At 51.9% G+C, this 14,320-nt stretch carries 10 protein-coding genes and 1 pseudogene; 7 read left to right on the top strand and 4 right to left on the bottom strand.

From position 1 onward, the window contains the following. Positions 1-178: 178 nt before the first annotated feature. Positions 179-1,099 carry a glucosyl-dolichyl phosphate glucuronosyltransferase gene (aglG, locus tag ACNTAO_RS10810; protein WP_435162018.1) on the top strand — a complete coding sequence of 307 codons (921 nt, stop codon included), beginning with the start codon at positions 179-181 and terminating at the stop codon, positions 1,097-1,099. Between the two features lie 84 nt (positions 1,100-1,183). Further along, positions 1,184-2,458 carry a nucleotide sugar dehydrogenase gene (locus ACNTAO_RS10805; RefSeq protein WP_435162017.1) on the top strand — a complete coding sequence of 425 codons (1,275 nt, stop codon included), beginning with the start codon at positions 1,184-1,186 and terminating at the stop codon, positions 2,456-2,458. Here ACNTAO_RS10805 and ACNTAO_RS10800 read toward each other — a convergent pair. Next, positions 2,455-4,206 (bottom strand): carbamoyltransferase family protein, encoded by a 1,752-nt coding sequence (locus ACNTAO_RS10800; RefSeq protein WP_435162016.1) that lies wholly within the window; start codon positions 4,204-4,206, stop codon positions 2,455-2,457. The two genes, ACNTAO_RS10805 and ACNTAO_RS10800, sit on opposite strands and share 4 nt — an antisense overlap. A gap of 204 nt (positions 4,207-4,410) precedes the next feature. Here ACNTAO_RS10800 and ACNTAO_RS10795 point away from each other — a divergent pair, with 204 nt between their 5' ends. Continuing rightward, a complete protein-coding gene (locus tag ACNTAO_RS10795) occupies positions 4,411-5,553 on the top strand; it encodes a glycosyltransferase family 4 protein (protein ID WP_435162015.1) in 1,143 nt (380 codons plus the stop codon). Positions 5,554-5,646: 93 nt separating this feature from the next. Continuing rightward, positions 5,647-6,624: an alkaline phosphatase family protein gene (locus ACNTAO_RS10790; RefSeq protein ID WP_435162014.1), complete on the top strand. Its 978-nt coding sequence runs from the start codon at positions 5,647-5,649 to the stop codon at positions 6,622-6,624. A gap of 103 nt (positions 6,625-6,727) precedes the next feature. On the opposite strand, the gene ACNTAO_RS10785 is transcribed toward ACNTAO_RS10790, so the two are convergent. After that, on the bottom strand, positions 6,728-7,831 hold the full coding sequence (locus tag ACNTAO_RS10785; protein WP_435162013.1) for a glycosyltransferase family 4 protein: 1,104 nt from the start codon (positions 7,829-7,831) through the stop codon (positions 6,728-6,730). Between the two features lie 159 nt (positions 7,832-7,990). Continuing rightward, a complete protein-coding gene (locus ACNTAO_RS10780; protein WP_435162012.1) occupies positions 7,991-9,112 on the bottom strand; it encodes a glycosyltransferase family 4 protein in 1,122 nt (373 codons plus the stop codon). 415 nt (positions 9,113-9,527) lie between these two features. On the opposite strand from ACNTAO_RS10780, the gene ACNTAO_RS10775 reads away from it, so the two are divergent. The 3 genes from ACNTAO_RS10775 to ACNTAO_RS10765 all read left to right on the top strand — a co-directional run bounded on the left by ACNTAO_RS10775 (position 9,528) and on the right by ACNTAO_RS10765 (position 12,702). Next, complete coding sequence (locus ACNTAO_RS10775) at positions 9,528-10,163, top strand: hypothetical protein (protein WP_435162011.1); 636 nt, start codon at positions 9,528-9,530, stop codon at positions 10,161-10,163. Positions 10,164-10,485: 322 nt separating this feature from the next. Beyond that, complete coding sequence (locus ACNTAO_RS10770; RefSeq protein ID WP_435162010.1) at positions 10,486-11,277, top strand: alkaline phosphatase family protein; 792 nt, start codon at positions 10,486-10,488, stop codon at positions 11,275-11,277. Positions 11,278-11,343: 66 nt separating this feature from the next. Continuing rightward, complete coding sequence (locus tag ACNTAO_RS10765; RefSeq protein ID WP_435162009.1) at positions 11,344-12,702, top strand: surface carbohydrate biosynthesis protein; 1,359 nt, start codon at positions 11,344-11,346, stop codon at positions 12,700-12,702. Between the two features lie 95 nt (positions 12,703-12,797). Here the strand turns inward: ACNTAO_RS10765 and ACNTAO_RS10760 are convergent. Next, a pseudogene (locus tag ACNTAO_RS10760) lies at positions 12,798-13,859 on the bottom strand (transposase). Between the last annotated feature and the right edge of the window lie 461 nt (positions 13,860-14,320).

The raw sequence follows: 14,320 nt of genomic DNA, 5'->3' as shown, positions 1-14,320 counted from the left end.
TGAGTAGTAGGGCGAGACAATTTATCTGACAACTATCGAATATTATATCAGAGGGTTAAATTCACACCATATTTATTCGATCGCGGTTGTACATGTGATATCATGACATTCATCTCGGCACTACTGAGACATATTGATGAATAGCAATTTTTTTGAGTGGGCTTAGAGAAATTTCCATATGAAATTCTCTGTCGTCATCTGCACGTATTCCATCGATATGTACGATGAATTTCAGGATGCTGTCGAAAGTATAACTGAGCAGACTTACGATGATATTGAAATTGTGCTTGTCTCCGATGGGAACACTGAGGTATATAATCAAATTCAATCCGATTATGGGAACCGATCTGACACAATTGTCACCATGACGAATGAAAATGTTGGTATCTCAGCGGCACGCAATCACGGAATAGAGGCTGCAACTGGAGATATTGTAGGCCAAATTGACGACGATGCTGTCGCAGAACCCGACTGGGTAAAAGAACTTGTTTCAGTGTATGAGAAAAGAGATGCTATCGCAGCAGGTGGAAAAATGACCCCATTGTGGGTCAGTGGCAAACCTGACTTTCTCCCAGAGGAGTTCTACTGGCTTATCGGAGTCACACACAGGGGCTTCGCTGAGCCGGGCGAGGAAGTTCGTAACACGTTTGGCTCAAATATTTCCTTCCGCCGAGAGGTGATCTCTGAACTCGGTGGATTTGATCCTAATGTCGGCCGAAAGGGTGATGCCGAGATTCAAGCGCATGAGTCAGAACTCTGCACTCGACTCCGCCAAGAGTTCGGCCAAGGGGTGGTGTACAACCCCAACGCAAAGGTTGCACACAAAGTATTCCACTATCGCACTGAGCCAAGATGGCTAATTGAACGCGCCTTCTGGCAAGGGTACTCTAAACGGGTCTTAGAAATACTGCTTCCAAATTCCAGCCGTCAAGAAGAATCGGCGTTTCTGTCGTTTCTGCTGTTGGATTCAGTCCCGTTACGTATTCAACGGTTCATCTCCTCGCCCTCAACAACCCCGATTGCTCAACTCATTTGGCTTGTCTTACTGACCGGTCTCGTCGGGAGCGGGTATATTTACGGCATGATCAAGTGGAGATAACGCGCATATCGCTGGGTGCTTACGATGACCTAACGATCAGGAACATCAACAAATATATATCTACCGGTGGCAAAGTAGATATAAATGAAAGAACTGCGAAATAAAATTGGTGTTGTTGGGCTGGGATACGTCGGGCTCCCGCTTGCTTTAGCGTTTACACGTGCTGGTTACGAGGTCATTGGTGTTGACATAGATGAAGAGCGGATCAACGCGCTACAAAGCGGAGAATCATATCTGACAGATGTTACCGACGACGCAGTTGCGAACGCAGTTGCCGAGGGATTCCGACCAACGACTGAATACGCAGAGCTTGGCGATGCCGAGGGTGTGTCAGTCTGTGTGCCGACACCGCTCCGTAAGACGGGGACTCCGGAGATGTCGTACGTCGCCGACGCTGTCGAACGACTAGCGGAGATCGTCCCGCGGAACTGTACGGTGGTGCTCGAAAGCACGGTTTACCCCGGTGCCACGAGGGAGGTCGTGGTGCCGGCTTTCGAGAAGAATGGCTACCTGACCGGTGAGGACTTGTTTTTAGCCTTCTCACCCGAGCGGATCGACCCGGGCAACGAGGAGTACAAGCCACACGAGATCCCGAAGGTTATCGGAGGCGTGACTGACACTTGTGGTGACCGGGCTGAAGCGCTGTATACTCCGGTCTTTGACGAGTTGGTTCGTGTCAACTCTGCTACTGAGGCCGAACTGGTGAAACTGCTCGAAAATACGTTCCGGGCGGTCAATATTGGTCTAATAAACGAGCTCGCACAGATCGCCCACAAACTCGACGTCGACATCTGGTCGACAGTAGATGCAGCCTCAACCAAGCCGTTCGGATTCATGCCGTTTTACCCCGGCCCAGGACTAGGCGGCCACTGCATTCCAATTGATCCAACCTTCCTCTCGTGGAAAGCCAACCAGCACGACATCGAAACTCGGTTCATTGACCTCGCCGACCGGATCAATCGCGAAATGCCTAGCTACGTTGTCCAACGGATCACTGATATCGTCAACGACAACGGTGTGGCACTCCCCGATGCCCGCGTGCTCGTCATCGGTGTTGCGTACAAACCGGAGGTAACCGATACCCGAGAGTCGCCCGCTCACGACGTGATACAGTTACTTGAAGACCGCGGCGTTGGTGTCGACTACCACGACCCACACGTGCCGGTCTTCGAGACTGACGGACTACACTACGACTCAGTACCGCTGGATCACGGGAGCCGCGAGGCCTACGACTGTGCGGTGGTACTGACCGACCACGACGCCGTAGACATCGACGCCGTCATTGACTCGGCATCTACCGTCTTCGATACACGAAACGCAATTAAAGAGACCAAGCGGGACGACGTGTTTCAACTCTAGGGCTTTTCAAGGACGACATCACCTAACACGAGAATATCGAGTCCCATCCCATAAAAGTCTTTGACTGCCTCGGTTGGTGTGGTGACAATCGGCTCGCCGTGGTCGTTGAATGAGGTGTTGAGGACAACTGGAACGCCGGTAATGTCCTCGAATTCACTGATCAGACGGTAGTAGCGTGGGTTCTGCTCCTCGCGGACTGTCTGTGGCCGTGTCGTGTCGTCAGCCGGGTGGAGGACAGCTTCGATGTCGTCTCTTGTTTCGGGCTTAACACCGAACGTCTTGATCATGTATGGCGATGGCTCTGCGTTGAGCAGATAGTCGTCGATGGCTGATTCGAGCATCGACGGCGCGAACGGTCGCCACTCCTCACGGTGTTTGACGTACTTGTTGACACGGTCACGCGAGGCCGCCGTTCGGGGATCGGCGAGGATACTCCGGTTTCCAAGTGCCCGCGGCCCCATCTCCATGCGGCCTTGGAACCACCCCACGAGTTTGCCGTCGGCGAGTCGCTCCGCGATGGTTCGTTCGAGATCATCGGGAATCTCGTAGTTCAGTTTGTTCTTATCGAGTACCGCAGTGATCTCCTCGGTCGAGTACTCCGGACCGTAGTAGATGTTCGGCGTGTCGATGTCGGCCTGCGAGTCGAGGAGTCCTGCGCCGAGAGCAAGCCCACCATCGTGGGCGACTGGCTGAATAAAAATATTGTCGACACAGTCGAGCTCCATTACCTGTTTGTTCATTTTACAATTAAGCGCTACACCCCCCGCGAGCCCGACATTCGCCGTATTGAAATCGTCAGTGTAAGCGCGAACGATGGAGACGACAGTCTCTTCGACGAACGTCTGGACGCTAAAGGCGAAGTCCTTCTCCCACTGTGTGAAGTCAGTTGAATCCTTCTTCCGCGATCGACCGAACAGCGTCTCGAGTTGGCTAACACCGTCTTCGATAGTGCCAGTGGTGATCTCGGTGACATCGTAGTCGACCCCGCCGCTGACGGCACTGCGGAGTTTGCGGTCGATCTGTTGGTTTCGCTGGCCGTATGGAGCCAGCCCCATGATCTTTCCCTCTCCGTTGAACGCACGGTAGCCGAGGAACTCAGTCACAGCACCGAAAAAATGTCCGAGACTGTTTGGGTGTTCGTAGGTCTGCTCCCGCGTCAGCTGTCCGTTCTGGGCGCGCCATACGACAGTCGAGTCGTACTCGCCACGTCCATCGATTGTGAGGACGAGCCCTTCGTTGAACTCTGCCGGATAGTACGCGCTTGCAGCGTGGCAGCGGTGGTGTTCAAGCGTCGAAATCGGCGGTAGCGGACCGGTGAAGGTCTTTTCGAGCTGTCGCTCGACGACATCGAGGAGATTACCAGACCGGGCGGCAAGATACTCGTCGGCCGTGCCGGCGACAGTTGCGACGTTGCCGAGGAACGACCCGGAGCTCTCATCACCCGCCGAACGGCGGAAAAACGATGGATTCTGAACGACGTTTCGAACGTTTGCAGTGATGAGTTTCGAGAGCAGTTCGGGCTTGTATGGGAGATAAATCCGGTCGACATCGGACAGAGAGATGCCACAGTAGTCGAGACAACCACGAATCGCCCGCCTTGGAAACTGGTTTTCGGCGTGTTTCTGGCGTGAGAGTCGCTCCTCTTCGATTCCGTAGACGGGGACTCCGTTTTTGAAAATAACGGCGCTCGGATCATGAGTTCCGAAGCCAGCAGTAGTGGGTTTGAACGAAAGAACGTACTCGGACATTACCGGGGGTTTTCCTGATCAGCGATATATACCTTTGGGAATGAAGTCTGCCAGCGCCGGCCTGACAAGCAACCATAGACGACGGTACCGTCTCGAGACACAGGCACGTCGGATCGATGGGAGAACCGTTTTATTATGATCTCACAGATGAAGAGATATGAACGGTCCATGGAGTGATACACACTCTCCGAGTGTGATTCACCAATGAACGAGCGGCCTGATGTTTGTGTTGTGTCCCACCCGATCGGTGCGGCTGAAGTTGCCGTTGAGGATCTACTTGCGGTGCTCACCACAATTACCGCAACCTCACTGATCACTGCCGGGATCGACGACGAGTCGGGGATGCCCGACGACTGCGAAGTCGTCATTATCTCAGGAGATGATACCGGCCGTAGCGTTATGATCTCGGCATTCCGATACCTCCGCAATCAGCTACGGATGTGTCAACAGCTCCGCCGCCGGGACGAGCCCGTGGTAATATTCTTTGGTGCGACCTCGTATCTGCTTCCGATTCTCTTTGCTCGACTGTTGGGGAAAACGGTCGTCTTGGAACCGCGAGGTGACGTGCCACTGTCACTGAAACTCAACTGGGAACAACAGATTCCCACGCTGGTGGCGAAGCTGCTGGCCGGAAGCGTCGGCCTGCTTGAACGGATCGGATACCAAGTATCAACTGGAATTATCACCTACACACCAGCGATGGCCACGGAGTTGGGTCTCGACCGCTACGCCGACAAACTCTACCCGAACGGGGCCCGGTACGTCGACACTGACCGATTCGCACTCGAAACACCGTTCGAAGACCGTGAGCCGGTCGTCGGCTTCATCGGCCGGATGGACGAAGAAAAAAACATCCGCACGCTAGCGGCGGTCGCGAAGCAGCTTCCCGACAACATCACGTTCCGCTTTGTCGGCGATGGTAGACTCAGGTCGTGGCTGGAAGACGAACTCGCTGACGAAATCAAGGCGGGCTCAGTTGAGACGGCAGGGTGGGTTGACCACGACCAAGTCCCTTCTGAGCTAAACCAAATTAAATTACTCGTACTGCCGTCGGAGCCGACCGAGGGGCTGCCGACCGCGATTCTTGAATCGCTTGCCTGTGGGACCCCAGTGTACGCCACACCCGTCTCTGGCGTTCCAGACGTTGTTCGGGAGGGCGAAACCGGGTTTCTGATGGCGGCCAACCGCGCCGAGACGATCCGCTCAGAGATGGCCGAGATCCTGCAGCGGGACGATCTTGACGAGATCAGTGCGGCCGGGCGGGAGCTGATCTGCGAGGAGTACAGCTTCGAGGCGTCGGTCGAACGCTACCGGACAATCCTAGCCGAGCTTTCGACGCCGGAGTAGGCTGAAGGGCGACGGCTGGAAGCGGGCGAGTCGGTCACCAAACTGGCGATCAAGACCGAATCATTCATTCACCTACTAGGCCAGTATGCAGCCATGACTGTCGTCGTCTTGGGTATCGACGCTCTGGATCCCGACATCGTCGATCCCGACGAGTATCCACAGCTGACGCTGGCGGCCCACCGGGATATCGATACCATCGTCTCGTCCAGCGGAGAACCGAGCACCCACGAACTGTGGCCGACGATTATTACTGGTCTCCAGCCGGTTGACCACGGCCTCATCCTTGACGACGGAGTCAGTTGGGAGAACCCGCTTTTCGCCGCCGCGAGTACCGTCGCCGACTACGTCCTCCCCGACAGCCTCCAGACACGGCTCGGTGGCTGGCTGCTGACCAACACTGATGCCGACGCCTTCCGAACACCGGCAACGTACTATGCTGACAACGGTATCGAGACGGTTTTTGATGGGCATGAGTCGAAGGCGATTGGCATACCGAACTACGTCGTTGACCCCGATACAGAGGACAGGGAACATCAGTTACGGCGGCACATGGGTGAGCTGTTCAAACGCGATCCAACGGCACAAGGAGGTCACACCTCTACCGACCCGGAAACGTTCTATGAGCAGTGTTTAGAGATGGTAATGCTCCGTATCGCTCGCGTCCGGCGCGCTCTCCGCGGCAAACAGCATGAACTCGTCTTTGGATACACGAGCGGACTTGATCTGGTCGGTCACGTATCGTACGACCGGCCTACGCTTCAACGCCGCGCATACGAGGAAATAAATCAGTTCGTCGGTGAACTCGTTGCGGATTTGCATGACAGTGATGAACTATTGCTCGTAAGCGATCATGGTCTTCAGAACGGACTGCATACCGACGAGGCGATGGTTGCAAGCACTACCAAAGAGCTAATCCATGACGTTTCGAGCGTAACCGACATTCGGCAAGCAATTGAAGACGAACTCCGAACAGAGAATCATATCCCGGATTCTCCATGGGACGAAACAATCTCAAACTACGAGACAGCAGGACGCGTAGCCGAACAGCTCGAAGATTTGGGATACATGTGAAAATCACATAAGTAGAAGACGGGTCATATTGTGGTAATCGTAAGCGGCTCTCTCAAAAACGCTGCGTGTCACTATGTATAAAGATGCTACCCAACAGAATAATTTAGAGAAGTTCTGCATACAGCTCAGCGTAGGCTGCCGCAACCTGTTCGAGAGTATACTGCTCTTCGACCAGTTTCCGTCCCCGTTGTCCATACTGCTCGCGGAGATCACTATCCGCGGCGAGCTCAGCGAGTCTGGCGCCTAGCTCACGGCTGTCATCGAGGGTATGGAACAGCGCAACGTCCTCGTAGGGAATCAGGAACGGATCAATATCGGAAAACACACACGGCTTGCCGGCACCGAGTGCCTCAACAGCAGCGTTCGAGAACCCTTCCCAACGCGACGGCATGGCATAGATATCTATCTCTGAGAGGATCTCGTAGACACGCTTTCTGTCGACCAGACCTGTAAAGTGGACCCGGTCATCGATACCGAGACTCACAGCGAGGGTTTCGATCTCCGACCGCAGCGGGCCGTCTCCAGCGACGACGAGATCGATACGATGGGAATCGAAGCGAGTGTTCGCACGGTCGACTGCTTGGACGAGAATGTCGTGTGCCTTCTGTTCGGTGATCATGGCTGCAGTGCCGACGACAACCGCATCCGAGGGAATACCGAACTGGCCACGGAGACGGTAGTCGGAGCGGCCTGCCCGGTCGATCCGTTCGAGATCGACACCGTTCGGGATAATCTGAACGTGGTTGTCATTAATAAGCAGTCGTTCCCAGCGTGTAAACGAATTGTAGACTGCTTGTGAGTTCGGAACGATACGATCAACAAGAGCGTTAGTGAGTCCGTTTGCCATCCGTCCCTTTCGGGTGAATCCATCACGGGTGTTCCCCTCTCTGGAGACAAGCGGAATACCGAGTCGGTAACCAATGACTTTCGCGAGTGATCCTGCGTGGTTGAGGTTTGCTTGAATAAGGTCGTACTCTCGGAGGACATTACGTGCCTCGCGGTACGTTTGTCGATCAAGGCCGATACCGGACCGTGGAGCGTCAAGAACTGTCAGTCCAACACGGCCATCACCCTCAAAAGACCCACCCTCGAACCATGCTAAGATGTCGACTGCTATATTCTCGTAATCAACAAGTGCAGTCGCAATTGTGGCTGGAACCGATGTTGGTGAGACCGAATTTACGACGTAGCAGATGTTGGCACCCATGTTGATGAGAGATTCTTATCGAGGTGGTTTGAGTAGTTCGATACTAAAGAAGAGAAGCCAGTACAGACATTTTCATACATTCCGTAATAACGATAAATTTCGGTTAAGAAAGATAGCTGAATCCTCCACTGCAAAATGGCGTAGCAACAGAGTACTCGGCTAGCGAACCGCCCCAAGGAGTTCTACTAGTTTTGGGATTTGATTGGCTGCCGAAAACATCTCGACGCGTTGTTTCTGTGCCTGTGGATCATGAGATTTTAACGCACGATTGATCGCCTCTATCCATGCGTCAGTCTGCTCAATATCAGTTACGACTTCACCCGTGTCACCAACAACCTCAGGTAGTCCCCCACGGTTACTGACGGCACATGGAATTCCACTCACCATCGCCTCTGCAGGAACCCGACCAAACGGCTCTTCCCACCGTGAGGGGACAACAACGAGCTTCGACATTGCATATGCCTCACGCATATCCTCACACCACTCCCAGTGGGTGACATTTGCCAATTGCGTTGCTCGCTGCTTTATTTCTGGTTGCGACATCGGTCCAACTAGCAGGAACTCATCATGAGGGAGACTGTCAGCAAGGTCAAGGAATATATCTGCCCCTTTATATGCAGCGCGTGGATTGACCATAGTAATATATCCGTCTTCGTCATACTCAGTTCGGTATTTATCCAGCTTAATCGGTGGGTAGATTACTTCAGAGTCAACGCCCAACAATTCTCGGATTTTTCGTGCGGTGAACTCACTGTTGGCGATGGTGTATGTCGCTGTATGTGTTGCTTGTTTATACTCATGAAAATTCTTCCAGAGGAACGGGTACTGGACCCGACCGCCAATATCAGTCCGGAGGATATTCGAGAGATGGCTCCGACTTGGATCGTACTTTTCGTATCCTGTCAGCGCCATGCTGCGAATGAACAGCAGCGACGGGATATTCCGTTCAGCCGCGACCTGAACCGACACCGGTGCCATTCGATTTTGCGTGACTAGACAGTCGGTGTCTCGAGTGAGCTGTGTCCGAAGATAGCGTCCCCATTGTGCACGGGATATGACTTGGTTCGTCCATGTGAGTTTCGGGATATCGTACAGCCGTTTGGTGTGGAGTTGGTATTCGAAGTTCGTTAACGGTGGGTCATCTGTCGGGGGTGTTTGATAAACATCCGCGGTGAGGTCGGTCGTTGTAGCCACTCCACGGAGAAGCGTCAGTAATGATTCGCGTGCCCCTCCGGATTCTGAGGTCGCAAACTTACTGTAAGAGACAGCGATGTTCAGCATGCTGATGCGTATTCACGCTGAGAATAAATCTCTGTGTTCTCGTACCCCCAGGCTATCGTCATCTTTTTTATATTAGGAAAGTCGTAATACATGTCGTATAATTCAATCCACACAGATGCAATATGTATTATCACAGCTTAGACGAGTAATTGATAACCCGACACTCATCCGTGGGGAGATTCGGAAATTCGGTCACCGTTTCAATCACTGGTATCATCAACGGTTTTACAGCCACGACGGAGTCGATATCTTCGAAGAAGAATGGGACAATCTCATTATTCTGGACGGATGTCGGTTCGACACATTTGCAGAGCGAAACCACCTACCAGGACGACTTGAGTCCCGAACCTCCTCTGGAAGCACGAGTTGGGAGTTCCTCCGAGCGAACTTCCAAGATAGAGAGCTACACGATACGGTGTACGTTACGGCCAATCCACACCTCTATCGGCTGGAAGAAGGGATATTCCACACCGTCGTTGACCTGCTTGAGAACTGGGACGACGATTTGCAAACTGTCTCGCCGGCAGACGTAGTAGCTGCCGCCGAGGTAGTCAAGTCAGAGTATCCACACAAGAAGTATATTTTTCACTTTATGCAGCCACACTATCCGTTTCTCGGCGAGACCGGAAAAACGATTAACCACAGAGGACACGAAAAGGATGTGGATACTCCGGAGCTAAACCAACCCAGCATTTGGGACGTGCTGCAGTGGGGAAAGGACTCGACTGTAACTGAAGCGAAAGTCTGGCAGGCGTACAAAGAAAATCTCGATATCGTCCTCAGTCACGTCCAAGATCTGCTAGATATACTGAACGGTCAAACAGTGATTACAGCGGATCACGGGAATTTAATTGGAGACCGCCTGCGTCCGATACCAGTCCGGGGGTACGGTCATCCCAGTGGGATGCGGTCTCCCGAACTCGTTACCGTCCCGTGGCACGTGATCGAATCAGCCACCCGGAGACAGGTCATTGCAGAGTCACCATCGGAAGTACAAACACGGAGCGAAGGTGAGGTCGTTGAACAGCTTACTGCACTCGGATATAAATAGTAGCCAAAATGCTCACACGTCACCTCAGTAATTTTTATGTCGCATCGGTATGAAAATCGACCAAGCAATTCCGACAGTAGACGACCACTGAACGATATTATCAATCCAAACTGTCTAATTCCGCAAAAAACAAATACTCCTGCAGGTAGGATAAGTTATGCATCTTAATTTACGATCGTGGGTCAAAGACACGGTACAACGGGTGCGTTCTGATGGGATCGGTTCGTTACGGAGACAGCTGTTCTGGTGGTATGCGGGACTGTTTTTAACCGTTACCTCACGGTGGCCGATAGGGCAGAACATCTACGAAGAAGACTGGGATATGCTGATCATACTCGATGCGTGTCGTGTAGACGCGCTGCGGAAGGTTGCACCGGAGTACTCGTTTATTGACACGGTCGACAAGCGAGTGTCTGTTGGAAGCCATTCCAGAGAGTGGGTCGCAAAGACGTTTACCGAGAAGTACCAAGACGAAGTTGCAAATACCACGTACGTTTCTTCGAATTTGAATGCAAAAAAAGTACTCGAAGAGAAGAAACTTCCGGAAGGTCGTCGGAGAGACGAAATTCCGTTCAGCTTTCCATCATATAGCTTCCTGCATGTGGATGACTTCGACCATCTCGATCCTGTTTGGGAATACACTGAACACGGAGCAGGCGGTGGGTTTCCACCGAACGTCGTTACGGATCGTGCGATTCAGCTCGCCCGCGAGCGTCCACGCGGCCGGCTCATCGTCCATTACATGCAGCCGCACTCGCCGTATATCGCGACGGACGAACGCATAAAGGACTTGAACGTAGCGGGTGAACTCAATAGGGAGACTTTGTGGGAGGCGTATCTCGACAACTTACGATACGTCCTCGACGAGGTTGATACACTCCTCAACAATGTGGACGCTGAGAATACAGTCATTACCGCAGACCACGGTGAAGCACTCTGGGAGAACGGAATCTTCGGACACAATCTGACGAATCCGATGCCCGAGGTTAAGCATGTTCCATGGGCTGAAACGCAAGCGATCGATACAAACTCATACGAACCGAAAAAAAGGCATAGGACAGAACTCACTGACGAGGAAGTGGAACAACGGCTCGCTGATCTTGGATATGCATGATACGTCGGTAAAGCATTGTATGGCAATAGCGAAATATATGTATACCTCTGACAGATAAATAAATCAATGGAAACCATTGTACTCCCAGTTGAAACCAAAGTGCGGGAATTCGATGGTAAATTGTGGTTGGGGATGAATTTCGTTAGTCGAGGGAAAGAGGTCATTCTTGGGCCTAGTGATGAAATTCGTAACACAGTAGATGTAACCGAGCCAGATGTGTATATTACAAAGGATCCTGGTGATAGTAATATCGATTTTTTCAAACGGCTACGCTCTGCAGGAATTTCAGTATGTGGGCTCGATACAGAAGGTGGTGTATTCGACTCGATAAGTAACTATTCAATTAACAAAAGGAAAGTTCTTAATTATCTCGATGCATTTTTTGCATGGGGTGAAAGACCAGCCATCGAGATCCGGAATCAGTATGAAAATATGATGAACATTCATGTCACCGGAAACCCACGATTTGATCTGTTGCAACCACATTTGAGATTTATTTATCAAAACCGAGCAAAGCCAATTAACGAGCGATACGGGGACTACATATTACTTAATGGAAATTTCTCCCAGGCAAATCCTGATAATCAAGGAGTTATAACCAAGATTGAAGAGATATATGGGTCAGCCCCGGAGGAGGAACACACGTATAAAAACCGTATTTTTAATCTTTTTCTCGATGCAATTTACCACCTACAAGCAAAGTTTCCAGAGACCGATATTATTATTCGACCACACCCATCCGAAAATAATACTACATACGAGGAAGCATTTCAGCGATGTGATCACGTACACATAGAGGATACAGGTGACGTACGCAACTGGATTGCAGGTGCAAGCGTTACGGTACACCACGATTGTACCACTGGTATTGAAAGCGCGCTTATGGGAACACCAGTGGTTTCCTATCGTCCTATTCAAAACAAGGAGTATGAGGCCGAACTACCACAAGTTGTAAGCAAGCAAGCCCTCACCTTGGAGAACCTCACAGAGTATATCTCTAAGAGTCTTAACAGAGATAAATACTATGAGATGACCACAGACCAAACTACGCATTTAAAACAGTACTTTCACAATATTGATGAGTCTGCTGCGGAAAAGATGTGTGACGTGATTAGTTCTTTAGACACAGACAACGAGAGGAACTATGCTGAATTGAAGCCTGATCTCAAGCAAGATATTGAGCGTCGAGTCCAAACTTCGGTGTTTTCTGATGAAATAATTACATTATATGATAAAGTACACTTGCTACTAGGGAACGAGTCGCCACAGAAACAACGTCAGTATCGCAAACAAAAGTTCACAAGTGTCGAAAAGGAGGAGATTCTCCAACTCATCCAGCAAATAGAACAAGTGTTGGATATCAATCCTGTTTCCGTAGAAGAGGTATCGATGACGAATAATACGTTTTATATTCGACCTGAATAGATGGTTCATTAGTTAATATTTGACTATGTATCATGAACAGTATGGCGGTGGTACAGAATTGATCTCATAGCGTAATGGTTGAGGGCGTCACAGAATCATTGACACACCTCGACTGAGTTCTTTCCGGGGTTGGCACCTCGTTCGTAATTGGCTATGGCAACCGCCAGCCGCAAGCAGAGAGCTAGAAACACGTGTGTTTTCACGTGAACGCGGCCTCGGACGCGCGGCGTCCCGAGGCCGCAGTCTTTGCTTGCACCGATTGTTCGTTCGACCTGTGTTCGGCGATTGTACGTCTCTTCCAGCACCGATTGCTTCAGATGAACGTCCTCGGTGTGGTTTTCCATACGATCTTCGATCCTGTACTCGATGTCGAGTGGATCGTCGGTGTTTCTCGGATTGTACGGGGCCACCGGCACGACGGCCTCGTCAACGAGGTCATCGTGCCACTCAAGAATGTCAAAGCCGCCGTCACCGAGCATCCAGATCGGCGTTTCGACGGCGAGCGCGTCACAGGTGACGCGCTTCGCCGTCTCCTCATCGACCTGTTTTCGCTGTGTAAAGGCCGCCGCAATCGGCAGTTTCGGCCCTGTCGAGACGATTAGACAGCCGTAGCCGTAGTAGTAGCTGTCCTCATCTTCGTCATTTTCCTCGTCTTCGTTCTCGTCATCCTCGTTCTCTGTGTCGTCTGATTCAGCCGTTGGGTCGTAGTTCCACGTAGCGTCGTCATCGTTGGGGTGTGCCCGCACATCTGTCGAATCGATCCGGAAGGTGTTGTCGAGCAGGTCGCGGTCGGCGACCTGCTCGACGAGCTTGGTGAATGCGTCCTCGGCGACCAAGGCGAAGTCCGTGAAGAACCGATGAATCGACTGGTAGGACGGCGCACTGTCGAAGCCACACTGTCGCCAGATCAGCTCATCGTGGAGCTCTCTGGTGACTGCTTTGACGCCGTAGATGTCTCGGCTGAAGCAGTAGAGCACTCCCTTGAACAGTTCTGGTGCTTCGTGTTCCCGTGTTCGCCCCCGACCCGTGGGGGCGAACACGGGGAACTCCTACAAGAACGAGAGATCAAGATGCTCGAACAACGCCAACGGCACCGTATCCACGTCTTTGAATAGCTCTTCGAACGAAGGATGATTCTGCGGGGTTGTGGCACTCATGTTCCATTTACCACTCCCCGCTCACTGGTGTGTCAACTTTTCTGTGATGCCCTCTAATAGTTGGCTTGCGAGATCGTTTCCTTGATCGTGATTAGCGAGTGCAACACCCAACCGAAGGCACAAGACGAGAAATACGTGTGATTTGACTCTCACTCGGCCTCGAACCCGTGGGGTTCCGAGGCGGATATTATTATAAACCCCAATCGCTGTTTCAACTTGTGAACGGCACGGATACATTTCTTCGAGTTGTAGCCGCCACAGACGCATAGTCCCGCTGTGCTCTTTGAGTCGCTGTTCGACGCGGTAGTCTATATCCAGCGGATCAGCTGTGGTTCGTGGATTATATCTAACTCCGAGTCACCGACTATTCAACGTGGAGTTTCAACGGCGGGCTCGTCACGAGTGACGCGTATCGCCGTCTCCTGATTGACTTTTTTCGCAGGCGTGAACGTTGCTACGAC

The organism is Halorubrum zhoui, assembly GCF_051194155.1.
Lineage (GTDB): Archaea > Halobacteriota > Halobacteria > Halobacteriales > Haloferacaceae > Halorubrum.
This window is presented reverse-complemented; position numbering and strand designations above follow the sequence as displayed.

Coding starts and splice junctions, on each gene's coding strand:
- ACNTAO_RS10805 (WP_435162017.1), top strand. CDS start 1,184: ATGAAAGAACTGCGAAATAAAATTGGTGTTGTTGGGCTGGGATACGTC.
- ACNTAO_RS10790 (WP_435162014.1), top strand. CDS start 5,647: ATGACTGTCGTCGTCTTGGGTATCGACGCTCTGGATCCCGACATCGTC.
- ACNTAO_RS10765 (WP_435162009.1), top strand. CDS start 11,344: ATGGAAACCATTGTACTCCCAGTTGAAACCAAAGTGCGGGAATTCGAT.
- ACNTAO_RS10785 (WP_435162013.1), bottom strand. CDS start 7,831: ATGGGTGCCAACATCTGCTACGTCGTAAATTCGGTCTCACCAACATCG.
- ACNTAO_RS10770 (WP_435162010.1), top strand. CDS start 10,486: ATGCTGATCATACTCGATGCGTGTCGTGTAGACGCGCTGCGGAAGGTT.
- ACNTAO_RS10800 (WP_435162016.1), bottom strand. CDS start 4,206: ATGTCCGAGTACGTTCTTTCGTTCAAACCCACTACTGCTGGCTTCGGA.
- ACNTAO_RS10795 (WP_435162015.1), top strand. CDS start 4,411: ATGAACGAGCGGCCTGATGTTTGTGTTGTGTCCCACCCGATCGGTGCG.
- aglG (WP_435162018.1), top strand. CDS start 179: ATGAAATTCTCTGTCGTCATCTGCACGTATTCCATCGATATGTACGAT.
- ACNTAO_RS10780 (WP_435162012.1), bottom strand. CDS start 9,112: ATGCTGAACATCGCTGTCTCTTACAGTAAGTTTGCGACCTCAGAATCC.